At 34.3% G+C, this 26,229-nt stretch carries 23 protein-coding genes; 3 read left to right on the top strand and 20 right to left on the bottom strand.

The genetic code is table 11. The features are described 5' to 3' along the window. Positions 1–18: 18 nt before the first annotated feature. Genes HIPMA_RS08550 through pseG form a run of 13 tightly spaced genes read right to left on the bottom strand, consistent with a single transcriptional unit; the run spans position 19 to position 12,679 of the window. The gene (locus tag HIPMA_RS08550; RefSeq protein WP_013682629.1) at positions 19–1,416 is read right to left on the bottom strand and encodes a capsular polysaccharide export protein, LipB/KpsS family; all 1,398 of its coding nucleotides are present in this window, start codon (positions 1,414–1,416) and stop codon (positions 19–21) included. Continuing rightward, on the bottom strand, positions 1,409–2,353 hold the full coding sequence (locus tag HIPMA_RS08545; RefSeq protein WP_013682628.1) for a glycosyltransferase family 2 protein: 945 nt from the start codon (positions 2,351–2,353) through the stop codon (positions 1,409–1,411). Before HIPMA_RS08545 ends, HIPMA_RS08550 begins: the two co-directional genes overlap by 8 nt. Beyond that, entirely contained in the window at positions 2,347–4,035 is a 1,689-nt protein-coding gene (locus tag HIPMA_RS08540; RefSeq protein ID WP_013682627.1) for a glycosyltransferase family protein, read from the bottom strand. Before HIPMA_RS08540 ends, HIPMA_RS08545 begins: the two co-directional genes overlap by 7 nt. Next, complete coding sequence (locus tag HIPMA_RS08535) at positions 4,016–5,584, bottom strand: ATP-binding protein (protein ID WP_013682626.1); 1,569 nt, start codon at positions 5,582–5,584, stop codon at positions 4,016–4,018. Before HIPMA_RS08535 ends, HIPMA_RS08540 begins: the two co-directional genes overlap by 20 nt. Then, the gene (pseI, locus tag HIPMA_RS08530) at positions 5,581–6,615 is read right to left on the bottom strand and encodes a pseudaminic acid synthase (RefSeq protein WP_013682625.1); all 1,035 of its coding nucleotides are present in this window, start codon (positions 6,613–6,615) and stop codon (positions 5,581–5,583) included. Before pseI ends, HIPMA_RS08535 begins: the two co-directional genes overlap by 4 nt. Beyond that, entirely contained in the window at positions 6,615–7,955 is a 1,341-nt protein-coding gene (locus HIPMA_RS08525) for an ANL family adenylate-forming protein (RefSeq protein ID WP_013682624.1), read from the bottom strand. Before HIPMA_RS08525 ends, pseI begins: the two co-directional genes overlap by 1 nt. After that, positions 7,952–8,500: an ORF6N domain-containing protein gene (locus tag HIPMA_RS08520; protein ID WP_013682623.1), complete on the bottom strand. Its 549-nt coding sequence runs from the start codon at positions 8,498–8,500 to the stop codon at positions 7,952–7,954. Before HIPMA_RS08520 ends, HIPMA_RS08525 begins: the two co-directional genes overlap by 4 nt. Continuing rightward, positions 8,493–9,194, bottom strand: a complete 702-nt coding sequence (locus tag HIPMA_RS08515) for an SDR family NAD(P)-dependent oxidoreductase (protein WP_013682622.1) — start codon at positions 9,192–9,194, stop codon at positions 8,493–8,495. The genes HIPMA_RS08520 and HIPMA_RS08515 overlap by 8 nt, the downstream gene beginning before the upstream one ends. Next, positions 9,187–9,489 carry a hypothetical protein gene (locus HIPMA_RS08510; protein WP_013682621.1) on the bottom strand — a complete coding sequence of 101 codons (303 nt, stop codon included), beginning with the start codon at positions 9,487–9,489 and terminating at the stop codon, positions 9,187–9,189. The genes HIPMA_RS08515 and HIPMA_RS08510 overlap by 8 nt, the downstream gene beginning before the upstream one ends. Then, positions 9,490–10,053, bottom strand: coding sequence for a GNAT family N-acetyltransferase (locus HIPMA_RS09290; protein ID WP_013682620.1), 564 nt, complete (start codon positions 10,051–10,053; stop codon positions 9,490–9,492). Next, positions 10,050–10,736, bottom strand: coding sequence for a PIG-L deacetylase family protein (locus tag HIPMA_RS08500; protein WP_013682619.1), 687 nt, complete (start codon positions 10,734–10,736; stop codon positions 10,050–10,052). The genes HIPMA_RS09290 and HIPMA_RS08500 overlap by 4 nt, the downstream gene beginning before the upstream one ends. Continuing rightward, the gene (locus HIPMA_RS08495) at positions 10,726–11,688 is read right to left on the bottom strand and encodes a GNAT family N-acetyltransferase (RefSeq protein ID WP_013682618.1); all 963 of its coding nucleotides are present in this window, start codon (positions 11,686–11,688) and stop codon (positions 10,726–10,728) included. The genes HIPMA_RS08500 and HIPMA_RS08495 overlap by 11 nt, the downstream gene beginning before the upstream one ends. Beyond that, positions 11,681–12,679 (bottom strand): UDP-2,4-diacetamido-2,4,6-trideoxy-beta-L-altropyranose hydrolase, encoded by a 999-nt coding sequence (gene pseG / locus HIPMA_RS08490; RefSeq protein ID WP_013682617.1) that lies wholly within the window; start codon positions 12,677–12,679, stop codon positions 11,681–11,683. Before pseG ends, HIPMA_RS08495 begins: the two co-directional genes overlap by 8 nt. A gap of 178 nt (positions 12,680–12,857) precedes the next feature. On the opposite strand from pseG, the gene pseB reads away from it, so the two are divergent. Together pseB and pseC are read left to right on the top strand one after the other, a co-directional pair. Continuing rightward, positions 12,858–13,853, top strand: a complete 996-nt coding sequence (gene pseB, locus HIPMA_RS08485) for a UDP-N-acetylglucosamine 4,6-dehydratase (inverting) (RefSeq protein WP_013682616.1) — start codon at positions 12,858–12,860, stop codon at positions 13,851–13,853. After that, positions 13,850–14,995 carry a UDP-4-amino-4,6-dideoxy-N-acetyl-beta-L-altrosamine transaminase gene (gene pseC / locus HIPMA_RS08480; protein ID WP_013682615.1) on the top strand — a complete coding sequence of 382 codons (1,146 nt, stop codon included), beginning with the start codon at positions 13,850–13,852 and terminating at the stop codon, positions 14,993–14,995. The genes pseB and pseC overlap by 4 nt, the downstream gene beginning before the upstream one ends. 76 nt (positions 14,996–15,071) lie before the next feature. Here pseC and HIPMA_RS08475 read toward each other — a convergent pair whose 3' ends face one another. Next, positions 15,072–16,862 carry a flagellin N-terminal helical domain-containing protein gene (locus HIPMA_RS08475; protein ID WP_013682614.1) on the bottom strand — a complete coding sequence of 597 codons (1,791 nt, stop codon included), beginning with the start codon at positions 16,860–16,862 and terminating at the stop codon, positions 15,072–15,074. Positions 16,863–17,098: 236 nt separating this feature from the next. Between HIPMA_RS08475 and HIPMA_RS08470 the strand changes: the two genes are divergently transcribed. Further along, positions 17,099–19,867, top strand: a complete 2,769-nt coding sequence (locus HIPMA_RS08470; protein WP_013682613.1) for a 6-hydroxymethylpterin diphosphokinase MptE-like protein — start codon at positions 17,099–17,101, stop codon at positions 19,865–19,867. Here HIPMA_RS08470 and serA read toward each other — a convergent pair. From serA to rnc, 6 genes are read right to left on the bottom strand one after another with little or no spacing between them, the layout of a single operon-like run. After that, complete coding sequence (gene serA, locus HIPMA_RS08465; RefSeq protein ID WP_013682612.1) at positions 19,864–21,453, bottom strand: phosphoglycerate dehydrogenase; 1,590 nt, start codon at positions 21,451–21,453, stop codon at positions 19,864–19,866. The two genes, HIPMA_RS08470 and serA, sit on opposite strands and share 4 nt — an antisense overlap. Positions 21,454–21,460: 7 nt before the next feature. After that, entirely contained in the window at positions 21,461–21,943 is a 483-nt protein-coding gene (locus HIPMA_RS08460) for a TlpA family protein disulfide reductase (protein WP_013682611.1), read from the bottom strand. Next, complete coding sequence (gene glmM, locus HIPMA_RS08455) at positions 21,940–23,298, bottom strand: phosphoglucosamine mutase (RefSeq protein WP_013682610.1); 1,359 nt, start codon at positions 23,296–23,298, stop codon at positions 21,940–21,942. Before glmM ends, HIPMA_RS08460 begins: the two co-directional genes overlap by 4 nt. Then, entirely contained in the window at positions 23,295–24,668 is a 1,374-nt protein-coding gene (mgtE, locus tag HIPMA_RS08450; RefSeq protein WP_013682609.1) for a magnesium transporter, read from the bottom strand. The genes glmM and mgtE overlap by 4 nt, the downstream gene beginning before the upstream one ends. Then, positions 24,669–25,565, bottom strand: coding sequence for a GTPase Era (gene era / locus HIPMA_RS08445; protein WP_083809785.1), 897 nt, complete (start codon positions 25,563–25,565; stop codon positions 24,669–24,671). Then, on the bottom strand, positions 25,555–26,229 hold the full coding sequence (gene rnc, locus HIPMA_RS08440) for a ribonuclease III (RefSeq protein ID WP_041324066.1): 675 nt from the start codon (positions 26,227–26,229) through the stop codon (positions 25,555–25,557). The genes era and rnc overlap by 11 nt, the downstream gene beginning before the upstream one ends.

Below are 26,229 nucleotides of genomic sequence, written 5' to 3'. Positions count from 1 at the left end.
CTTTTTTGTTTTTTTAGTTTATAATTCAAAAATGTTTCTACCTAAAAATTTTCCATAATAGGGATGTTCTGGTTTATAATATTTATATTTTCTCCCTCTTTTCATTTGATAATAACCGTATTTAATCGCCATTATATTATTTAAAGGTTTGAGTTTTTTTTCTATTAGAAAAATAATTTCTTTTTTTGTTTTTGGAATATAAAGAGAAATACTATCTTCAAATATTGCTTTTCCTATTAGTATCGAAGGGATTTTATAAAGCACAGCTTCTATTCCAATGGTAGAACCAAAAGAAATTATTTTTTCACTTTTTTTCAATAAAGCGTAAGAGTCAATAGGACTATCAGGTTCTATTATAAAGGCATTATTGAAAATTCTATTAATTTTTTTTAACTCTAAAATATAACAATCATTGACATCTTTTAAATTAGGATGCATTCTTATATAAAAATTATATTCATATTTTTTTTTGAAATACTTTAATATAAATTTTATTGTTTCTAGTTGATTTTTAAAAAGTGGATTTTTATATTCAGGTATAGTGCTTATTTCGTGTTCGCTTGAAATAAAAATTGAGATATTTCTTTTTTTATTACTGAAATTACTAGGTAGTTTATTTTTTATTTGTTTTTTTATATATGATATATTTCCTTGATCTTTTGCATTTAATCTGTCTAAAAACCATTTTCTTGCAAGTGTTTCTTTCTTTATATAGGATTTTTCCTTACTCCAGAGTTCGTTTAAAATTTTCTTTTGATATTCAAAATCGTGAGGATAAGTGTTTTCTGATATTGTAAATTTATCCATTACTCCTGCTGCTTCTAAAACTTTAATTTTAGATTTTTTATATTTTTGTGCAGCTCTTAGAGACGCTCTTAATATATCAAATCTTCCATTAAAGATATAGATTTCATCAATTTTATATTTTTCTAAATATTCATATGTTGTTTTATATATTTGATAAGATAAATTAATAAGTTTATTTAAATATGGTAAATATTTTTTTAATTGGGAAGCTGTGAAACAAGTTTTTTTTGTTTTAAAATAAAGATTAGATAATATTGCTAACCCAATATCAAAGTTATCTACCGTAAAGGCTTTTATTTCATTGATAGAATGAAACTTTGGAACCTTAGTAAATTTACAACCATCATTGATAATTGGTAAAAATAGATAATCTTTTAAATTTATTAATTCTAACGTTTTTTTAATAAAATATTTACATTTGGCACAATCAATGGATTTTTGACAAGAAAAATTCTTACAATATAGACACGCAAAGTTGTACTCCCCTTTGCATTGCATCAAAAAAATATTATCATTTTGCTGTTTGTGATCTATAATCATTTCAATCATAGATATAAAATGCGATTGCCAAAAAGGGCTTGGTAAAAAAAATAATATATTTCTAGCCATTATTTTTTATATTTTCTTTTTTTGTTTTTCTTGTGATATGCTTGCAATATTCTACCATTTGTCTATAATATATCTCTCTTTCTTCGTTTGTTAATCTCATTTTATTGAACAAAATTTTTTTGTACAGATTAAATATTTTTTTATCTATAATTTGCTTCGTCTTTAGTTCTAATAATAAATTATAAGGATTTGTTAAAAAGTTCGATGGTATCTTAAATTTTTGTAAATATTCTTCTTTTATTTTTTCCAAATTTAAACTTCTTAAATATTTATCAGAAGGAGATTCTTCTTTTCGAGAGCAAGCAAATAAATTATCACCGTGTATTCTGTATTTAGTTAAAGTTTTATGAGTAAAATACATTTTACTTCCAATACTTGATGCAAATACAATTACATCGTCTGCTCTAATTTTAAAATAAGATTCATTTTGGATAGGGAATATTTTTTTGGCTAAATTTTTTGAGATAGAAATGTTCGATGTGCTACTTCCTGTAAATTCTGTTAAATAGTATACTAAGAAGAGATTATAACCACCATAGGGGAAGAGCGGTTTATAATTTTTATTTAATTTTTTATTTTCTAAAAAGATATAATTATTTACTATATATTCATAACCTTTTTTATATATCTTGTTTATTTCATATAATTTATCTTTCTCAAATAGATCATCACTATCTAAAAAACATATTAATTCTCCTCTGCAATGTTTTATTCCTTCATTAAAAGCGCTTGCTTGACCTCCATTTTCTTTAAAAATAGGCTTTATTCTATTATCTCTTTTTGTATACTTTTTAATAATTTCTCTTGAATTGTCATTGCTTCCGTCGTCCACAATAATTATTTCAAAATTTTGATAGGTTTGATTTAGAACACTCTCAATGCATTCAGGTAAAAATTTAGCATAGTTGTAATTGTCTACCAGAACACTTATTAACATAGTATTTTTCCCAATTTTTTAAAGAATGCATTTAATTGTTTTTCTTTTAGATCTTGTTGATCGTCCCAATACAGAGCAAGAATTTTTTTATATAAATTATAATAAACTTTATTTGTAATTAATTCCTTTATAAATTGTTTTTCATCATTTTTACAAATTAGAAAATTTATGTTTTTTAAAATTTTACTCCTACCATTTATTTCGATTCTCTTATCCCCTATATAAGTTGTAATTAATTTTTTAAAAAATTTAAAATTAGTTTTAATTAAATCCTTGCTTTCTATAACAATCCCCGTTTTTTTTGCATAATATTCTTGCTGGGACTGACCTTGAGGTAGAGGGTATGTATTTATCCACACATCGATTACCCACCCATAAACATGAGAGTTTATATGGCCCGTAAATATGAATCTGGACTCATTAATTCCATACTTTTTTAGCTTTTCCTTTATTGGTTTAGTGTCCCCTGAACCACAAGCTAAATATATTGTATTAGGATTATCCTTCATTATTTTTGCAATTACTTGCAGATATTCGTCACTATCGATTTTTATAAGTCTGCCTATGGTTCCCAATATTACCGTATTTTCACCATATTTTTTTAATAGCTCCTTTTTTATTCTTTCGCCTTCCAGTTTGTCTTTTTCTGTTCCTAAAAGCAGTTCTTCTGGTATAGGAAAGTGTATTATCTTCCAATCAAACTCTTTGCATGTTTGCTCAAAGTGGCTTATTCTTGCGTCTATTCCTTTAACATCAATAGCACAGTTGCCGTGAGACCAGTAAACCTGTTTTTTTGCAACCCTTGAGTTTAGTAAAAATATGTGTGTAAAGTGGGTTATAGGGGACATAATCAGAACATCCAAACCCAAGTTTCTAATATAATCCCTAACCTTTATGCTTTTGTCAAGTATATTGTAAAGCAGGTTTTTTGGTATGTTTAAGGCATCGTGCAGGTCTATATATTCAAATCCTATTGACTTAAATTTGTTCTTAACGTTTTCCATTCCGCCTGTAAATTCAAAAAAGTTTAGATCCAAGATGATAACTTCCGTATCGTTTTGTTTGTTTTCCTCTAAAGATTTTTTTAGGTTATATAAAAAACTATAGTTTATCTGGTTTACCGAGTGCCATATAGCCCTTTCTATCATAAATCCGATTCTTGTTTTATTATCCGATCTGGGTTTTGGTGTATAGTTTGATTTAAAATTCTTCAGAATCAGCCTTTCCAGAGTTTTGTTTACTTTTTTATTAAAAGCTTTCATGTCCTGAGAGCTAAACAATAAAGGTATATACAAAAAAGCCATTAGCTCCAAATTGTTTTTATCCTTTGCCTTGATGAATAATTTGTACAAGGGTTCAAAAAATAATACATCTTTATTTGATCGCGTGTTTTCGTCAAAATAGGCATAAAAAAAGAGTATTATTATGGCTTTTTGAGCCAGAATGTTCAGATTTAAAAAATCCCTATCAAACACAGGCTCAAAGGCTTTTATGTATCCCTCTAAATTATCTTTAAAAATGTTTTTGATAAAATTGTCTTTAAAATAGACAAAAGCCTCGCCCAGATCTCTGTTGTCTAAGAGTTTGTAGATAAGACCTTTCATATCTTTATTTTTAATAAACCATGAGGTTAAATTGTTTAAGTCATTCAAGGTTGCATCCTTAATGAAGTTTGTTTGCACCGTCCTTATTTACCTCCTCCACTCTCCAGCTTTCTATATTCCTCTCCTTCGAATCAAACACCATTCCCACAAGATAAATATCTTTGTTCTCTTTCAAGTACTTCTCATAGTATCTTCTCTCTTTTATCTGCTTTATTGGTTTGTCCTTCTCTTGATCAACCTTGAATTCTATGATTAGAATCTTATCCTTTGTTTTTATTGTTAAATCAATCCTTCCCTTGTTTGTAATGTCTTCAGGAATCACATCATAGCCTAAAGCCATGAGATAGGTGAATACCACACTTGAATAGTAGCCTTCGTATTTTGAGATTATATTGTTAGCATAGTTTGTGTAAGGAATGGTTGAGAAGATGGTCTTTAGGTGGTTGGTAAAGGATGTAAAGTCGTTCTGTTTTAGTGCCTCATACAGGTTGTCTTCGTATCTATACATCTCCTGTCTTTGGTTTGTAAGGTAAAGGATAAACAGCTCATTTAGGGAGTATTGTATCTCTAAATTGGGAATTTTTAGCTTGTATTTCAATCTTCCTCTTTCATCTGTAAACCTCTCCTCAAATGTCAAATACCCCGTTTGCCACAACAATGCCCTTAGGTCTATGTATTCCACATCAAAGGCCTCCAAAGCCTCCTCTGAGATTAGGGCATTCTCAAGCTCTGGGATGTAGTAGTTTTCTTCCTTGAGTTTCTCTATCAAAAAGCTTGGATTGCCTGTCTGCCACCAGTAGTTTCGGAAGTCATGACCAGATGAGAGAAAGAGGAGTATGTCAAAGGGGTTGTATAGAGGTTTTCCAAAGTAGTTGTATCCGTTATACCACTTCTTGACTAACTCAAGGTTTGCTCCTTCAATTCTATCTTTAAACACTGTGAGTAGATCGTCATGGGTGTATCCACATATCTCAGCATACTCCTTGTTTATTGTAATATCCTCTAAGTTATTCAAACCACTGAACAGGTTTAGTTTTGAGAACTTGCTTACTCCAGTGATAAAAACAAACCTGATGTATCTGTCGTTGTCCTTGATGATACTGTAGAAGTTCTTCAAGATATTCCTTGCCTTTGTTGCCATCTCTTTGTTTGTGATATTGTCAAGAATGGGTTTGTCATATTCGTCTATGAGTATGACAACTCTGGTTTTGTGTTTTTGGTAGGATTTTCTGATGAGCTCTTTAAAACAGGTTTTGAAGTCGTTTATATCTGTGCAGTCTAAACCCAAAGCCTCTATGTTGTCCTGTAGTATGTGTTTTATCTCATCAATGGTCTGACTCTCATCCAACGAGTAATCACCACTGCCAAATGATATCCTTATGACTGGATGGGGTTTGAAGTCATACTTATCATAGATGTATAAGCCTTTGAATAGCTCCTTGTTGCCTAAGAATATCTCTGCCAGTGTGTCAAGAAACAGAGACTTGCCAAAGCGTCTGGGGCGGGAGAGGAAGTAATAGCCACCGTTTTGGATCAGTTTTAGGGCAAAGTGGGTTTTATCAACATAATAACAGTTTTCCTCTATGATCTTGCTAAAGGTCTGAATGCCTATTGGGAGTCTTTTCATTCTATTAAATCCCATTGCAACGGTGTACCTTTTTTTATGTCTTTTCTTGCTTTTTTTCCTAAAATATCCTTCAAAAATTTTGGATTAAGGCCATATCCTGGACGAATGGATTTTACATTATCTTCATTGAAAATTTCTCCTCTTTTCACATCTTTGACAACAAATAAAGACCTACTAAACTCTCTGCCCTTTTTCATTTTGTCTGTAAGCTCATAAAAGACTTTACCCAAGGCTTTCTCGACCTCTCTTACAGATTTTACCATCGCCTTAAATTCCTCTGGTGTAAGTGAAAAATCTCTATCGGGTGTTTCTATATCTTTGGATAGTATAAAATGTTTTTCAATAACCCTTGCACCAAGCGCAACAGCAGCGACAGGAACAGAGATGCCAAGTGTATGGTCTGATAATCCTACAATGCATCCGAAGGTCTCTGCCATATTCGGAATTGTCTTTAAATTTACATCCTCCAAAGGTGTAGGATAGGCAGAGGTGCATTTTAATAGTATTATCTGGTCGTTTCCGACTCTTTTACAGGCATTGACAGCCTCTTGAATGTCGCAAAGTGTTGCTATGCCTGTGGAAATTATCATCGGTTTTCCTTTAGAGGCTGCATACTCTATGAGCGGTATGTCGGTTATCTCAAAGGAAGCGATTTTATATGCGGGGACATCCAGTTTCTCTAAAAAATCAACAGCTGTTTTATCGAAGGGTGTAGAGAAAAAAACAAGCCCCAACTTTTCTGCTAACTCTTTGAGTTCATAATGCCACTCCCAAGGAGTATATGCTTCTCTATAGAGTTCGTAGAGGGTTTTTCCATCCCACAGAGTACCCTGCTTTATCTGAAAATATTCATTGTTGCAATCTATAGTAATTGTATCTGGAGTGTATGTTTGCAGTTTTACCGCATCAGCCCCCGATTCTTTCATTGCGTATATGGTATCCTTTGCGAGTTCTATGTCCTGCCTATGATTCGCAGAAAGCTCGGCGACAATGAAGGTTCTATTATTTATAAAGGAGTATTGGATTCTCATTATCTCCTCCTAATCTTCTTAAACCTATCCCCAAAATTAATTTTCTCCACTAAATTAACTTTTGTTGGGATTTTATAGTTATCAAGCTTTTGCTTGCAATATTTTCTTATTATTTTCTTTGCTTCTTTCTTATCAATGCCTTCTTTCATTACGACATCAACAACAACAGTTTGACCTGTAATTGAATTTTTTTCACCATACACCATACAGTCAATTACTTCTGGTATTTCAAGTATTACCGATTCTACTTCTGCAGGAAAAACCTTTTCTCCTCCAACATTTATAATATCTTTATTTCTGCCTATAATCTTTATATATCCATCCTTATCCACTTCCACCAAATCTCCTGTTTTAAACCAACCATCCTCGGTAAAACTGTTCATAGGGGCGTTTAAGTATCCTAAGACTTGAGTTTTGCTTCTTAACCATAGTTCTCCGTTTACAATCTTATATTCTATATCCGGATCGTCTATTTTCATGAGTGTTGAATCAGAAGATTTTGAATAGGTGTTGGTTATTCCTGTTTCGCTTGTTCCAAAGGTTTGCAGAAACCTAACCTTAGGAAATGTTTCTTTTAATTTCTTTAAAAGGGATTCTGGCATAGGTTCTGTTCCATATGTTATCATTCTTAATGAACTTAAATCATATTTTTCATAAGATTTGTTCATTAGCAAAAGGTTTAGAAATGTTGGAGATGATGGCAGAACTTTTATCTTGTATTCCTCTATAATTTTACACACTTCGTCAGCATTTCTGTTTTTAGGAATTATTGCAACAGCTCCTGTTGAAAGAATGTTTAAAAGTGTATTAAGTCCGCCGATATGGTCAAACATCAAAAATATGAGCATATTAATATTTTTCTCTTTTTTTCCTTTATAATGCTCTATCAAATTATCAAAATCATGAATCATTGCTTTTGGTTTTCCTGTGCTTCCACTTGAAAAGAGAATAAGGCCTGAGTGGCTCTGCTCTTGTAAATTTTTTATTAGATTATGTTTTTCTTTAGATTCCAAAATATCAATTGTTGGTTTTCCGTTCCTAATCTTCAAAACTTTGTCAACATTTGCTTCTCTTAATCTTTCCTTTATCTCCTGTTCGTTTGTGGATGTTATAGGGACTATAATGTTTTTATTCAAATAAAGAGCTAATAATAAAGCGATATTCTCAAAAGAATAGTCTCCTAAAATAGCTACAACTTCACCTTTTTTTATTTTCCCTTTAAAATCATTTAAAAATTTTTCTATCTTTTCTAAAAGCTCTTTATATGTATATTTTTTATCGTTATGGATAATTGCTAATTTTGAATCAAATTTCTTAAAGTTTTCTATTAAATAGCTCATTTCTTACCCTTCTTTACAGTATGTTTAAATTTAAAAAATGCTAAGTTCATTTCAATGGTTGTTTCACTCTCATTGGTTGTTAGTCCATCATCTAAAATTTCTGCTATTATTTCTCCACTTTTTTGCATCAAGGATTGTTGTTCCTTTTTATCTGTAACGGTTGGAAGTTTTTTGATTGTTCTTGATAGTTCTCTTATTTTTGTAAAAGTTTCAATAATTGCAATTGTAACTTTTACTGCTTCTTTTGAAGTTAGAATTGTTGCTAGCATATAAAGTCCTTTTTCAGTAAAGGCTTTTGGGTTTACTGATGAATGTTTTAATGTTTTGAACCGGTCGAAATTTTCGACCAGTTGTTTTTTGGTCTCTTTATCGAGCTCAATTATATAACCATCCGGAAATCTATCAAGGTTATTTTTAACTGCTTCATTAATTCTTTTTGTTTCAACTCCATATAAAGAGGCTACATCTCTATCTAATAAAACTTTTTGTCCTTTAATTTCAATAATCAAATCTTCAATATTTTCAAAAGCGATTATATTATCCATTCACTCCCCCTAAATATATCACCTGCCCAGTAATAAAATCACTTCTTTCATCGATAAAAAAATCAATCACATTTACAACATCTCTAAATTCTCCAAATCGTTTAATTGCCTGTCTATTAAGAAGGGCTTGCATTTTTTCTTTTGGGACATTTTTAATTAAATCTGTTGGGACTGGTGTAGGCCCGACTGCATTTACTGTAATATTAAATCCAGCTAATTCTCTTGCTGCTATTTCAGTTAAATTAACTATAGCTGCCTTGCTTGCAGCATATATTGCTTCACCTTCTAATCTTAAAGGAGTTGCAACTGTAGCAAAATTTACAATTCTTCCTTGTTTTTGTTTCATCATGACTTTTGCAATTTCTCTAATAAAAAGAAACGAACCAAAAAAATTGGTATTGAAAATATTTTTCGCTGTTTTTAAAGGCGTTGTCAAAATATGGTTCATTGAAGCAATTCCAGCGTTATTTAAGAGCACATCAATCCTTTTAAATTCTTTTTTTGTTTTCCTGACCATATCAACAACTGCTTTTTCATCACTTACATTTAAGCAAAAATGTCTATAACTTTTATGCTCTATTGAACTTTTTCCCCTGCTACAACCAACAACAATATTGCCTTTATTTAGATAATACTCTGCTAACCCTTTTCCTATCCCTTTTCTTGTGCCTGTAATTATAAAGACTTTACTCATTTTTCTCTTCCTCTAATAACTTAGCTATGTAGTTGGTAAGTGTTTCTACACTTCTAAAGGGCGAAATTCTTTGGCTCATTGCTTTCTCGTCAGCTAAAGTTATATCTTTACCAAATTCCTCTGAAATCTTTTCTTCTAAATCTGTGATTAATGTGACCAATGCTAAACTATCTAATACCCCGTTGATTCCATAAAGTTTCGTATTCTCATTCGGATTGATTAATGCTTCTATTTCTAATTCTTCATTTAATTCTTTTAAGCTTTCGATAATTAAGTTTTGGATTTTTGCTTTCATTTAATCCTCCTCAAATTTAATAACTATGTCTTTTGATTGTTTTTTAACTGATTTTAATAGTTTTGTGTCTTTCATTCTTTCCCATTTTTGTCTGTTTAATTCCATTAAATAATATTTCTCGTCATTTTCCACTTTTATATTAACAACTTTAAAGCCCAAGCTTTTGCTAAACCTATACGCCATTGAATTGTTTGTCTTTACTTCGCTGAATATTTTATTTATATTTAGGTTATTAAAAATCATTTCAAGAAAATAAACTATGCTGATTGAAGAAATTATGGGGGGTGTATTTTGTTTAAAATAAAATCCTATATTTCCATATCCAATGATTTTATTAAGCAATAAAACATAATTGGCTCCTATTATTTCGTTATTTAGGAAAACAGCATAGTATCTTTTATTTTTATCTTGGCTAAGGGAGTTAATCCAGTTTAGATGATCGGTTAGTTTTATAATATTAGAATTTTTCATTTTTGTTCTTACATATTTAGCATTTCTGATTTTGAGAACCTCAATCTGTTCTTCCAAGGTTAGATTTACAAAATTCTTGAGTGTAAGGTTCATTTAATTCCTCTAACCAATTCAAAAGCTTCTGCATAAACAACCCCAACTTCCATTCCTCGTTGTTTTGCTTTTATCTTTATCCCTTCCAATGAGCGGGGATGGGGATAATCTCTTAGCTCAAAATTATACTCTGTCATAGCCCTTAGTTTTAAATCTAAAGTATTCTCTATATCAAAATAAACGTTTGGGGAAAACGATAATGGATAATTCCATTCTGTAGATGATAAAACTTCAAAAGCATAAATCTCCCTAACGCTTTCGTTTTGCATTGGTCTTGTAGCGGTTATAACTGCTTTGTGTGTTATTTGGTGGTCTATGTTCAAATCGGACTTTGAGTGTGTGAATATAATTTCTGGTTTTATCTTGTTTTTTATCTCTTCTATTGCTTTAATTATGTCCAAGAGATTAACAGAATCAAACCTGTTATCCGGAAAATCAAAAGTAAAAACCTCTTTTACTCCCAATATTTCATTAGCTTTGTGTATTTGCTCCTTTAGTCTTTTGATTTCATCCTCTCTTTTTTTTCTATCTCTGCTCTTATCCCTTGATGTAACACCTTCCCCTAATATTAATGTATAAGCCTCATATCCTTCTTTAACCAATCTTGCTATAGATCCCCCACATCCCAAAATTTCATCGTCAGGATGAGCAGCAATAATTAAAATAAATTTGTCAGAAGGCATCAGAATCTCCCATGCAAAGTGTCCAGTTGTCAAAATTTAGCAAAAAATTTTCTATTTTTTTATTATCTATCAGCATCTTAATTCCTAAACATGTTTCAAAACCTTTTTCTTCAAAACCGTTTTTTAACAAGATTTCTTTTTGGGTTTCATCGAATTTCCAAAAAGAAAGCTTGTTAACTTTATCATAAAAGTAATTTTCTACTATATTAAGAATATCTTGAAAAGAAATTTTACTATTTTTAACATAGTCTATTAAATGTCCTATTCTTACTCCTTTTTTTTCATATATTTTTAGAACAATGAATGCCACTTTTTGCCCGTTTTTTTCGATAAAGAAATTTTTGTATAAATTTTGTGGGTGATTGATGTATCTATTAACAAAATAAATTAAATTTTTCTCAACTTTTACTTTGTTTTTATTATTGATTTGGCTGTCTAAAATTTCAGATAATTCATAATAGTGAAGATAATTTTTTTCGACTTTAATTAATTTAAAATTGTGCTCTTTTCTTTCCAAACTAAATTTTTCTAGCGACTTAAATAAAGCTACTTCTTTCCATTTATGAATTTTTAATAAAATGCTTCTAAATTTACTATTGGGAAATCCATAAATAATTTCTATACCATTTTTTTTTGCCAAATTATGCATCATTTTTGTAATTTCAAATACCATAAAAGTATTGCGATAATCTGGGTGAATAAATGCATGTATAGCTAATCCTGCATTATAGATATTTCCTTTAATGTTCAAATATTGAGGAATTACTGCATAATGTCCCACAATTTTATTTTTTGATTCAGCTACTACAACAACAGTTTTTTTGATAGACAACAATCTGTTTATCCAGATCCAAAATTTTTCATCTCTATCGTATGGAGTATATGTATCTAATAATTCACAAATTTTTTTTGAATCGCCAGGTTTATATTCTCTTATTTCGTAATTATTCATTTATCACCTCATATGACTTTATTAAATTTTTAATTATCCTTCTTGAGCCATTTCCATCAATTAATTCTTGCATTTTTTTGCTAATTTTTTTTCTTAATTCTTGTTCTTGAAATCCATCAATATTAATTTTGTCAATATGTTCCCACCATACTACGAATTTAATTATTTTCAATTTCTCAAAAGTCCTTACATTTCCAAGCTGGTTATCAGCAATGGCAATAGCGATCGTAGGCACACCCACTCTTGCAAGTTCATATAAGGTTTGTCCTCCTGCGGAGATAGCTATATCGGCATCAAACATTATCTGTTTCATACCTTCTGCATCTGGATAGTATATCAAATTTGTGTTTTTGTCTGCCACAGCTTTAATATCTTCAATATTACGGAATCCTTTTCCTATAACAACATTCTTTTTTAGTTCAGGATAGTTTTCACTTAACAATCTTAAAATCTTTGGTGTCATGTTTTTTGCATCTTCTCCGCCAAAGGTTATCATTACACTTTGCACTTTTTCCCTTATTGTTTTTTCTGGGACATCCCAAAATTCCTTTCTTAGGGGTGTATATTCTGTTCCAAGCAGGTAAATCACTCCATCTTTTTTAGGATAGTTTAATTCTTTTGCATGAATATTCCCATTAATAACAACGCCTTTTGGGTAGTCTATTCTTTTGTTGTCGTCCATATAAACAGGAAGTTTCACTAATTTGGACAATTCATCATAAAATTCTTTATCTGCAAGGTAACTATCAATGATAACAATATCAAAGTCCTTGAGCTTATCAAAAACCTCTTTACGCATTTTTAGCCAATCAATAACCTCAAAATTTGTATCCTTAATAAGTTCAATTATAGAGTCATCGCCGTTTATGAAGAACTTTGGCTTTATGTTTTTTTTCTTGAAGGCTTGGTATAAAGATAAACACCTTGTAATATGACCAAATCCTATACTGTTGCTACCCTCTGTTAATATACCAACTTTTACAGTTTTCATTTTGCTTTCTTCTGTTACTAAATTAAATTTATATGAAAGCCTTGATTGTGTCAATCTTTTGTATTCTTTAACAGTAATGAGTATTTGGCTTTTTTAAGACCAAAGCATTGAGTAATTTTTGCTTTCAAACTCTTTTTAATCTGTGTTATATTAATCTAACAAGCAATGGGGGTGGATTATGTTTAATGATAAAGTTGTTTTTTTAACAGGCGGAACGGGGAGTTTTGGTAAGAAGTTCACCGAAGTTCTCCTTAAAAGATACAAGCCAAAAAAGGTTATCATCTATTCAAGGGATGAGTTCAAGCAGTTTGAGATGAGCAAGGTTTTTAACGATAAATGCATGAGGTATTTTATCGGCGATGTTAGGGATAAAGACAGACTGCTTCGGGCGATGGAGGGCGTTGATTATGTCGTTCATGCGGCGGCTTTAAAGCAGGTGCCTGCGGCTGAGTATAACCCGATGGAGGCGATAAAGACAAATATCTTGGGCGCTAACAATGTTATCGATGCGGCGATCGAGCAAGGTGTTAAAAAGGTGGTCGCATTATCGACCGACAAAGCCGTCAATCCTGTGAACCTATACGGTGCAACCAAACTTGCGGCCGATAAACTGTTCATAGCTGCAAATAATATAAAGGGATCAAGGGACATCAAGTTCAGTGTTGTAAGGTATGGCAATGTGATGGGTTCGCGTGGCAGCGTTGTGCCGCTGTTTTTGGAGCTTGCCTCTAAGGGAGCTAAAAAGTTGCCCATAACACACCCAGAAATGACTCGTTTTTGGATCACGCTTGAAGAGGCCGTCAGGTTTGTTATGATGGCGTTTGAGACGATGCAGGGCGGTGAGATCTTTGTGCCAAAGATACCCTCTATGAAGATAACGGATTTAGCAAAAGCGATAAAGCCTGATGCTGAATTTGAGATAATTGGCATAAGGCCAGGTGAAAAGCTGCACGAAACATTGATCTCGCAGGATGAATCCCACAACACATTGGAGTTTAAAAATTACTTTACGGTCTTGCCCTCTATTTTGCTTACAGGCTCTCCGAAGTATGAGGTTAACAGGTGGGGCGAGAAGGGCAAGAAAAGAGAGTTTGGTTTTAGCTTTACATCCAAAAACAACCCGTGGTGGCTTACCATTGATGAGTTAAAAGAGAGGCTTAAGGGTCTATCATGATTCCGTACTCTCATCAGTGCATCGATGAAAGCGATATAGAGGCTGTAGTTGAGGTTTTAAAATCGGACTTTCTAACACAGGGACCAAGGGTTGAGGAGTTTGAAAGGGCTTTGGCTGATTATTGCTCTGCTAAGTATTGTGTGGCTTTTAACTCTGCAACAACGGCGCTTTATGCCTCATGCTTTGCCCTTGACTTGAGTAAAAACGACAGCTTCATAACAACGCCGATAAGTTTTGTATCAACGGCAAATGCGGGCGTCTATTGTGGTGCAAAGCCCATATTTTGTGATATTGAGCCAAGAACAGGCAATATGGATGTCGATTTGATTGAAAGTTTGATTGAGAAAAGCACAAAGTTGATTATTGGTGTCGATTATGGCGGCAATCCACTTAGATGGGATAGGCTAAAAGACATGGCAGAAAAGCACGGCTTGAAGCTTATAGATGATGCCTCGCATGCTTTGGGTGCAGAATACAAGGGCAAGAGGATTGGGTCGTGCGAATTTTGTGATATTACCGTTTTTAGCTTTCACCCGGTAAAACCCATAACAACGGCAGAGGGCGGTGCGGCTCTAACAAACGATGAAGCTGTGTATAAGAGGCTTTTGATGTTTAAAAATCACGGCATAACAAGAAATGCAGGAGATTTTGAGTTTAAGCCTGACGGTGATTGGTATTACGAGATGCAGTTTTTATCGTTTAACGGGCGGATTAGCGATATGCAGGCTGCTCTGGGCTTGAGCCAGTTAAAAAAGATAGATGAGTTTATAGAAAAACGCAGAACAATAGCGAAGCTTTACAGAGACAGATTTAAGGATAGTGATTTTTTTGATTTTACAGAAGAAACAAAGGACGCAAAAAGCGGTTATCATCTGTTGCCGATTTTGTTAAAGGATGATTTTGTTGGCAGGAAGCAAGGGATTTTTAAGAGTTTAAGGACAAAGGGCATTGGCGTTCAGGTGCACTATATTCCCATTTACAGACAGCCGTTTTATAGAGGGTTGGTGTCAGATGTGTACTGTCCAAAGACAGAAGAGTTTTACAAAAGGGAGTTAAGTTTGCCCGTTTATCCTTGCCTTACAAGGGAAAACTTAGAGCTTGTTTTTGAGGCTGTTGATGAGGCTTTTGAAAAGTTTAAGTGAATCGCTTAATTTATCTTCACTCCCTTGTGATAAAAAAATAGAAAAGTCCCGCGTAAGCGGGACTTTTTAAGGCTTATTACTGTAGCAGTCTCAAGACGTTCTGCTGAACAGCATTAGATTGAGCTAATGCATAGGTGCCAGACTGTGCAAGAATCTGGAGTTTTGAGAAGTTTGAAGACTCTTGTGCGAAGTTGACATCTCTTATTGTTGATTCAGCACCGTTAATATTGATCTGAGTTACTGAGATGTTCTCAACAGTTGCCTGAATCTGGTTCTGAATTGCACCGAGATTAGACCTTATAGAATCTAAATCCTTAAGTGCTGATTGTGCTATCTTTATTGCAAGCTCTGCACCACTCTGGGATGTTACATCTACGCTTTCTAAGTTGTTGTTTGGCGAAACAACACTTGTTTTGAGACCACCTACGGCAGCTTTATCGCCACTTATTTCAATGTTGTCCATGCTTGTTAGTGTTATTGTTCCATGATTGGAACTATTGGCTATGTATCTAGTATTATGATTAGCAGTAGCAGAAGATAAACCTAAGAAATCGAGATGGCTTGCTGCTGCTTGACCTGATGCTACATATATGTTCAAATCTCTTCCGTCGTTAGCAACTAACTTAACGTAATGACCTGAACCTGAAGTATATAATTCTGCGTAGAGTTTTGTTGTGTCGATACCTGCAGAAGCGAGGGTGTTGTTTATGTCTGTTACTGCAGATGCTGCAGTCTCATTAGCGCTTAGGGATATTTGAGTGCCATTTAGGTAAAAGGTCATAGCTGTAGCTATAGTACTTGTTGTTCCATGTATTGTAGTCTCTGTATCACTTAAATGTAATATGCCCTGAGCAGTTGAGTCTGCTGTTATTGCTATATTTCTTCCGTCTTCTGCTGTCAGGACTAATCTTCCGCTGCTATCTGTGCTTGCTACAACACCTGTTTGGTCTGAGTATTGATTTATTTTGTTAACCAATGCACCATCTGCATCCCCAGCTGTTACATTTACCTGCCCAATGTCAACACCGTTGATTTTGAAGGTGCCTGCTGTTATAGTTCCGGCTGTAATCTCTGCACTTCCAGTTACAGTTGTAGTTGCATCAGCCTCAACACCACCTGTTTCAGACTGAACTTTATTGATTGCTGCAGCCATTGTTTTAGCGGATAATTGATGGTCTGCGTCTATACCCGCAGCGTAATTTGCAACATCTATTCCATTTATTGTTAAATCTCCACCCTTGAGCTCTACAAAGTTTGTGTTTGTGTTAAATTGTAAATATTCAGTTGATGAATTTGAAGCATCTTGTATAGATGTAGTATATGTGTCATGATTTGAGCTTGTTGTTTGGGCAACCCAACCGATTGAATCTGCTGCCGTTCTCTGTGCGCCTATGGATAGAGTTTGATTCATGTATGCGCCTATGTGGACTATCTTGTTTGTAAATGTTCCATCAAGAAGTTTTGTATCTTTGTAGGATGTTGTGTTTGCGATGTTGTTTACCTCTTCGATGAGTTTGTTGATTTCCGCTTGGAGTGCCTCTCTTGATGATGGATCTTCTGTAGCGTTTGCAGCTTGGGCTGCTTTTTGAGAGATTGTCTGAACGATGTCAATGGATTTCTGGAGTGCCATGTCAGCAATCTGGATGAGTTTGACAGCGTTATTGCCGTTATTGATTGCTTGTCCTAAGTTCATAGACTGAAACTTAAGACCATCTGCAATCGTCATGCCAGCAGCATCATCTGCAGCCTTTGTAATTCTCAAGCCCGTGGAAAGCCTGTTAAGAGAGAGTGATAATTTGTTATTTGTGTTGTTTAGGTTAAATACCGAATACTGTGCAGCTATGTTGGTATTAATTCTGAGTCCCATTGCTACCTCCTTGTAAATTTTTCTTAAGGTTAAACATAAATTCCCAAACCCATGAAGCCCTTAGGCTGAAATTTTCTCCTTCAGGGCATCACCTCCTTTTCCTCTAAAGTTGCCTCACCTATTCAATCGGCAACTTTTAGCGTAACTTTAATCCTAGATTGCGTTTTTTAGATTTTTTATGGAATAGGGCTTGCTATACTAAAAAAAGAGGGAAATTTTCTTAAGTGGAGGTTTTTATGCTTTATGTTAATGTTAATGCAATGAAGAGTGGTATATACAAAGGGCTTTTGGATAGATTAAATAATGTGGATATTGATAGCAATCTAAAATATATACCTGAAGAGGACAAGCTTTTTTATAAAGATGTTGAGTTGGACACTTTAAATGAAGTAGCCGAAGACCTAAAATCTTATGATATTGCAATACTGCATGGTTTTGGATCTGGTAAAACCATAAGGAATTTAAGAAATAAGTTTAAAAGGACTTTTATTATTGTTTTTGAAACTAATTTTAGTCTTTTAAAACTGCTTTTGAGCGAAAAAGACCTATCTGATATTTTGACTGATAAGAATACACTTATAGTACCTTTGTCCTATAATTACAAAGATGAAATAGATAAACTTTTGGGCTCTTTGACTATGAAATTATTGTGGGCAGATGTTTATCAGTATTCAATTGCAGGATATGAAAAAGTTGATTTCTATAACTTAGATGAAATTAAAGAGTATACAAGAAGATTTTTAGCTGCATTTTACATTAATAGATCAACTCTTTTGCATAAATCTGAAATTATTACAGAAAACTCTATTAAAAACACATTGTCCTTTTTAAGAGGTGGTCCTTTGAGGCTTTTTGTAAAAAACAAATTTGAGAATAAGCCGGCTATTATCGTAGCAAGTGGACCCTCTCTTATGAAAAATATAGATAAGCTTAAGGGACTGAAAGATAAAGCTTTGGTAATAGCCGCAGATAGTGTACTGGGAACTTTAAATGAGTTTGGTATAAAACCCGATATAGTATGCGGCGTTGATTACAACCCGATAAATATTGAGAAGTATAAAACCATATTAAAGGATAAGAAAAAATCAGACTTTATTTACATACATACTGCAGCAGTTTATCATCAAATACCAAAAATATTTAAGAAGTCAGTTGTTGAGTGTCATTCCTTGTCTTTATCTGATCTGTATGGAGAGATTTTTGGAGATTTTAATGATGTCTCTCTTCCCAGCAATGCTGTTACTCACACTGCTATAGCCGTAGCTTATTATCTGCGTGCTAATCCTATCATTTTTGTTGGGCAGGATTGGGCATTTACTGGCGGACTTGACCATGCAAAGGGGGTTTCTGTTGAGGTTGATTTGCCTAAGCAGTTGCATTGGGTTAGGGGTAATTATCAGGATAAAGTACCGACTGACCATGCAATGTACACTGGTTTGAAGCTTGTTGAGGATATAATTAAAGTTTTATCTCCTAAAGGGTTTAAGTTTATTAATGCTACAGAAGGAGGTGCCTATATAGAGGGTGCGGAACTTCTAACACTTGAAGATGTGCAAAAGAAATACCTGAAAGACAATGTTGATAAAACGGTTTTTGAGATAAACAACAGCAGCGACTATGATAAAATAATTTCTAAAACCGAACAGATATTAGGTGGAATAGAGCAAATTATACGCAAGTCTAAAGATGCTTTGAAAATGGCTAAGGATGTTTTGGATAAATGGAAAATTAATAAAGATGAGAATCAGATAAGAAAAAGGGTGAATAAAATTAATGCAATTAACGATGAAATTACTTTTGATGAAATATTTATCAGTGCAGTTCAGAATTTTTTCTTTAAGGATTTCTTTTATTTTAATAGGGAAGAGATAGATATAGAAGGCCAAAGTGTTGAGGATAGAATAAATCAAGCCATTAAGTATTTTAAATTGATCAGAGAAAAATCTATATTATCCAGAAAGCATATCAAAAACCTTCTCGATATATTAAAGCTTGAATATGAGTTTAAAAAAGATGCGGATAGGTTCTTGAAGAAGAAAGAAAAAGTGGTGAACCTCTTGAAATTATATGTTGAGTTTAAGGATATTTATACAGGTATTGAGCTTGTCGATCGTGCTATTGAGATATACAAGGATTCAGCGGACTTATACTATTGGAAAGGCAAACTATGCAGCTTGAATAGATTTATGCACAAGGAGACTTTAGAGAGTTTTCAAAAAGCTATTGAAATTAATCCAGACCACAAAAAAGCAAAATTTGACTATAAAGTTGAGCAGAATATGGTGGCTTCGCATCTTTTGTTGGCAAAGAGAGCTTTAGATAATAAAGACTTTATTGATGCGAAAAGGCTTGTTTTGAGAGCTTTAGATTACGAGCCTGAAAATGAAGAGGCTAAAAAGTGGTTTGATGTAGTTGAAGAAATGTCTAAAGTTTCCAAGGATATAAAAAGACAAAACCTGTTGTATGCCCAATTGAGCTTAGAGGGTGATATCTTTGATGAGTATAAAAAAGCCATTGATTTTGTTAAAAAAGAGCAGTTGGATAAAGCTTTTGATATTTTGGTTGAGCTTTATGATAAGTACGGTTCGTTTGGAGACATACCATTTTTGCTTGGCAGCATCTACATCGACAGAAAAGAGCTTGATAAGGCTGAGAAATACCTAAAAGAGGCGGTTGAGCTTATACCGTATCAGCCGCTTGTGTATCTGGCGTTGGGTAAACTGTATCTTATGAAGGAAAACTATTATGCTGCAAAGGAGAATTTGGAGAAGGCGATAAATATGAACCCCGACCTAAAACCAGGTATTTTGGATACGCTTGGCAATCTGTATTATGAGTTTGGAGAGTATGAAAAGGCCTTTAGAGCGTTTGAGGAGTTTTTACAATACTCGGATGATAAGATTAAAACACTAACAAAAATCGCATTATGCTATAAAGAAATGGGCATGATAAACAAATACAATACGCTTATGGATAAAATTAAGCCTATCTCTTCGTCAAACTAAATTTTGACTTTGGCTATTGATATGGCGCCATCTATGCTTAGTATTTCCTTTAAGATGGCGTCGTTTACCTCTTGATCCACCTTTATAAACGATAAAGCCTCTCCAAGCGCTTGTTTTCTGCCAAGCCTGAAGTCTGCTATGTTGATATTGTGCTTGCCTAATATTTCACCAACCTTGCCTATTATGCCTGGTTTGTCGTAATTTCTGAATACAATTATATTACCGGTTAGCTCTATTTCCATATCAAAACCATCCATGTACACAATACGCGCCTTGTTAGGTTCAAATACGGTTCCGCCTATCTCAATTTTTTTATTGTCGTCATATTCTGCTTCAAGTAGTAAATAGTTTTTAAACTCCGTGGCTTTGTCATAAATTTTTGTTTCTATCTCTAAACCTCTTTCTTTGGCTAAATATGGTGCGTTTACGTAGTTTACATGCTCATCTATCATATTTTTTAGAATTCCTACGCTGCTAAAAAGCCCCAACGAGTTTGTACAGCTTTCTATCTCGCCGTGTGCGTATATTGTAACTCTTTTAATAAAGCTTTTTATATATTGGGATAAAAATGAACCCATTCGCTCTGCTAAGCCCAAGAACTGTTTGCCAAGTTCTGTAATCTCTTCCTCTTCCATCTTTATGTTTACGGCATTCTCGTAGCCCCTACCTTTCAATGCATCTACCACCGAGCGGGCAATACCTTCGCCAACCCTTATTTGTGATTCATATGTATTTGCGCCCAGATGGGGCGTTGCAAAGACGTTGTCAAATTCAAATAGTGGATGATTGAGCTGGGGCTCGTTCTCAAACACGTCTATACCAAGTGCCCTGATTTTGCCACTCTTAAGACCCTCGTAAAGCGCCTTTTCATTATAAAGACCACCACGAGCACAGTTAATCAAGATCACGCCGTCCTTCATCTTTTCAATCTCTTCTTTATCAATCATGTTGTATGTTTCTTCTGTTTTTGGCGTATGAATCGTTATAATGTCCGAAACTTTAAGCAATTCGTCCAGGTTATCCACTATCTTTGCGCCTATCTTTGTTGCCTTTTCCTTTGGTATATACGGATCGTAAACCACAACGTTTGCCCCAAAACTCATAACTCTAATGGCAACGCGGCTCCCGATTCTGCCCATTCCTATAATACCAACAGTTTTTCCGTACAACTCAATGCCCATCCATTTTTTTCTATCCCATTTATGCTTATACTTTAACTCATAGTTAGCATTGGGCATAAAACGTAGGCAGTTGAGCATGTGAGTCATTGTATGTTCAGTGGCTGCAAGTGTGTTGCCTGTAGGCATGTTCAGAACTACTATTCCCCTTTTTGATGCCTCATCCAGGTCTATGTTGTCAACACCAACACCGGCTCTTCCTATTACCTTTAGATTTTCACAGAAGCTTAAAAACTCTTTGTCTATAGTTGTGGAGCTTCTTGTTATTATGGCATCAGCGTCCGTTAGTTGTTTAGGGAGCTCCTTTTTATTTACATCGCTTTTTATTTGAAGCTCTATATCTTTTTCTTTTTTTAATATCTCTATTCCTGCATCAGAAATTGTATCGCAGACAACAACCTTGTACATTCCTAAATCACCCCTCTTTTATTATTTTGTCTATTGTTTTTTTCAAATAACTGCAGCCATGCTTTCCTATAAGTTTTTTAGCTACTTTACCGTTTTTGTCTATAACTACCACAGTTGGAGTTGCCAATATTCCTCCTACATTCCTTAAGTCGCCTTTATCCGAAATTCTATAGATGGGATAAAGCGGATGGTTTTCCTTTATAAAATCGCCTATTTCGTATCTATCTCTACTTAAGCTTATTCCTATAATGTAAATTTTATCCTTGTAGGTTTTGTATAGGTTATTCAAAACAGGCACACTCTTTTCGCAGGGTGTGCATTCAGGATAAAAAAATATTAGCACAAGAGGTTTTTTGCCAACAAAATCGGCCACATCTATATGTTTTGAGTTTCCAAAATACGGTGAGTCAAGCCCCATTTGAACGGTTTTTGCCTGACTTATACCTGCAAGTAGAATGGTAAATAAAAAAATCAATGCTACCTTTCTCATGGCTTACCCCCTATCGATTTAACAGCTGCATTGGACACCAGATTTAAGCATTCATCAACTAAGGCAGCTTCAAAGGATTCAACAGTTATCCTCAAAAGCGGTTCAGTGCCTGAGTATCTAACCACAATCCTGCCGTTTTTTGAGAGCTTCTCTTTTGCCTTTGTTATTGCATTTTGAATTTCTTCTACCTCTTCCAATTGAGGTTTTTCCTTAACCAATACGTTAACGGTTTTTTGAGGGATTTTTCTGAAATCTTGTGTAAGTTCTGAGAGCCTTGCGTTTTCCTGTTTCATTATCGAAAGAATGGCCAAAGCTGTAACAATGCCATCTCCAGTTGTGTTAAAGTCCCATAGGACTATATGTCCTGATTGTTCTCCTCCCAAGTTCAAGTTTTCATCCATTATCTTTTTAACAATATTTTTGTCGCCTACATCAACCCTTTGTAGCGATATGCCCAGTTTATCTAAAAACATCTCAAGTCCATAATTTGTCATTACAGTGCCTACGACCTTGTCGCCCTTTAAGGTATTGCGTTTCTTCATATATCTTGCAAGTATGGCAAGTATAGCATCACCGTCTACTATGTTGTATCTGTCATCGACCATTAAAACCCTGTCACCATCACCATCAAAGGCAATGCCCACATCTGCTCTGTAGAGCTTAGTTGCATCAACTATAGCCTTTGGATAGGTTGAGCCACACTTGTCGTTTATGTTTATGCCGTTTGGTTGATTGTTTATTGCTATCACCTCAGCGCCTAATTCTTCGAATATCATTGGAGCTACTTTATAGGTAGCGCCGTTTGCGCAGTCTAAAACGACCCTTAGCCCATCCAAAGAGACGCTGTAGGGGAGGGTGTCTTTGGCAAATACTATGTATCTACCCAATGTATCCCTGATCCTGTATGCCCTGCCAATTTTATCACCAACTGCTCCCATGTTATTGAGTTTATCGGTTAGTATCAGTTTTTCTATCAAATCCTCAAGTTTGTCATCCAGCTTTAGTCCATCTTTTGAAAATATTTTTATGCCGTTATCGTCGTATGGGTTATGGCTTGCAGATATCACAACACCGGCATCACCACGCATGCTCCTAACGAGAAATGCTATGGCTGGAGTAGGCATAGGACCAACAAGGTATGCATCAGCTCCCATGGATACAACACCGCTTGTAATAGCACTCTCAAGCATGTATCCGGAAAGCCTTGTATCTTTACCTATTATTATCTTTCTCTTTCTGTCTGTTTTGCCATCTAAAGCATATACAAGTGCCTTTCCTAACTTATAGGCCACATCGCCTACCATCGGGTATGTATTGGCTTTTCCCCTTATACCATCTGTTCCAAATAGCTTCATAGGCTAACCCCAAAGTATTTTATAGTTGCTGTGGCTATAGATAGGTAGATTAAAAGACCCACTATATCGTTCATAGCCGATATGAATGGACTTGCAGCAACTGCCGGGTCAACATTGAGCTTTTTCAATCCCAGAGGCAGAAGAGCACCTATCATTGTTGATAAAAACATAGATATAAACAAAGATGAGCCTACTACAAGGGATAAGTAGAAATTTTTCTGGAACACAAGTGCCATAGCAAAACCTAAAATGGCAAATAAAAGGCCTATTGATATAGCCGTTTTTATCTGTCTTTTAATAATTATCCATATACCGCTTTCGTCAAATTTACCAAGTGCTAAAGCTCTGACTACTATTGTTTGTGACTGTTGCCCTGTATTTCCACCAAGTGCCATGATTAAAGGCATAAAGAACGACAAAGATATAGCTGTTTTTAATGTTCCATCGAAGAACTTTAGGACGCTTCCGGATATAGATTCACCTATTAAGCTCATGATAAGCCACGGAGCCCTGTATTTTATAATGTTTAAAATGCTTGTTTCTTCAAATTCTTCTTCAGATGTACCGATTAATTTATAGATATCCTCCGTTGTTTCCTCGCGTATAACATCGATAATGTCATCGACTGTAATAATACCTACAAGCCTGTTTTTGTTGTCTACAACAGGTACGCATAGTAAATCGTATTTTTCAACTAATTTTGCAACTTCCTCCTGATCCATATCCGTTCTAACCGATATGATGTTTGTGTTTGTTATGTTTTCTATCTTTTCGTTTTCATCGGCTGTGATTAAGGATCTTAGAGTAACAACCCCTATAAGGTGACCAAACCTGTCTATTACATAAACATAGATTATCTTCTTTTCCTTGCTTGCCTTTCTGATTTTCTCTAAGGCATCTTTTACTGTTAGATCCTTATCTATGGCAAAGAAATCGGGATTCATGATGCCGCCTGCGGTATCTTCTGGATACCTTGACAGGCTATGTATTTCTTCCTTGAATTTATCTTCTAAATGCTTATAAACCTCATCGGCAAATTCTTCATTTAATTCCTCTAAAATGTCTACTGCTTTATCTACGGATATACTTTGAATAATTCTTGCGGCATTTTGCGGTGTGAGTTGCTCTAATATTTCTGCTGCGATGGTATAGTCATCTAAGTATTCTATAGCTTCAGCTTTTAACTCCAGGTCATCTATGGCTTTTATGGCAAAAGCCCGCTCATCTGGGGCTAAATTTTGAACTATCTTTGCGATATCAGCCGGGTGTAATTTTTTCAAGATCTTTGCTACATTTTCCGATGCTTCCTTTCGTATAAACTTCCTTACCGTTTGGAGGATCATTTTTGTTTCGATATGCTCTTTTGCCATCTAAAACCTCGGGTCTATGTATTCTTTTATTAGGGCTTCTTTTTTCGTCCAATGTTCTTTTATCTTTACCCACAACTCAAGGTATACCTTGGTTCTTAGGAATGCCTCTATTTCTTGTCTTGCTTGTTTTCCTATTTCTTTTATTTTCTTTCCGCCTTCTCCAATGATTATCATTTTATGCGCTCTTCTTTCAACAATGATATTTGCCTTTATATAGTATAACTCCTTTTCCTGCCTATATTTCATTTCCTCAACGGTAACAGCTATGTGGTATGGAATCTCTTTTGAGACGTTGTTCATTACCTTTTCTCGTATTATCTCTGCTATTATAAAACGTTCGGTTTCTGTGCTTATTATATCATCCTCGTAATACTTAGGACCTTCCGGTAGTAGCTCCAATATTGCCTCTAAGATTTTTTCCTTTGCATCTGGTGAGCCGATAAGCGATGTTTCTATGATCTTCTCGAAATTGGCTTTTGATGTGAATTCTGACTTTATCTGTTCAATTTGCTCTTTGTTCATCAGGTCTGTTTTGTTTACTATGAGTATGGCCTTTTTGCTTTTTTCTTTTATTTTGGATAGATATTCGGCAAGCACCTCATCAATTTCGCCGTGGTTATCCGTTATTACTACAGCTAAATCAAAATCCTCTAATGCCTCATCTATGTATTTTTTCATGACTTGATTTAATTTTTTCTCAGATTCATGAACCCCGGGTGTGTCTATAAATATAATCTGGTAGTCCTTACCATTTAAAATTCCCCTGACCGATTTTCTTGTTGCCTGTGGCTTTGGTGATACTATAGCTATTTTCTCGCCTATCAACAAATTTAAAAGTGTTGATTTTCCAACATTAGGTTTTCCTATCATTGCAACGAATCCAGACTTAAACATCATTCTGCTCCAGTTTTTTTACAGCTTCTTTGGCTGCATTTTTTTCTGCGTCTTTTTTGCTCTTGCCGATGCCAAAACCATATTTTACCCCTTTTATCATAACATCGCAATAGAAAGTTTTGTTATGTTCTTGACCATCTTCTTTTACTATTACATATTCGGGCAGGCAACCAAACTGTTTTTGCGTTATCTCTTGCAAATGAGTTTTGTAGTCGAATATTATCCCGTTTTCTACTATAGCGATTATGGTATCTTTGAGCATGTGTTCAACAAACCTTCTTGCCTTATCTAAGCCTCCATCTAAGTATATTGCCCCAACAATAGCCTCAAAAGCATCCTCTAAAATACTATCGTTGTTTGTTATACCTTCTTTTTTCTCACTTCTTCCCACGAGTATCTGGTCTGATAGCTCTAATTTTCTTGCAAGCTTAGAAAGTGTTTTTGTGTTAACGGATGCTGCCCTTATTTTGGATAGTTTTCCCTCATCTATATTTTTGTAATTGTTTATAAGGAATTCTGTAACCACAAGCTCCAGCACTGCATCGCCTAAAAACTCCAATCTTTCGTTGGATTTTGCTTTGTCTTTTACATAGGAGCGATGCGTTAGAGCTCTTTTTAGTAACTCTTTGTTTTTAAAGGTGTATCCAAGTCTTTCTTCAAATTCCAT

The sequence above is a fragment of the Hippea maritima DSM 10411 genome, assembly GCF_000194135.1.
In the GTDB taxonomy this organism is placed as follows: domain Bacteria; phylum Campylobacterota_A; class Desulfurellia; order Desulfurellales; family Hippeaceae; genus Hippea; species Hippea maritima.
Note: the sequence above shows the minus strand (reverse complement) of the source record. Positions and strands in the feature narration are given on the sequence as shown.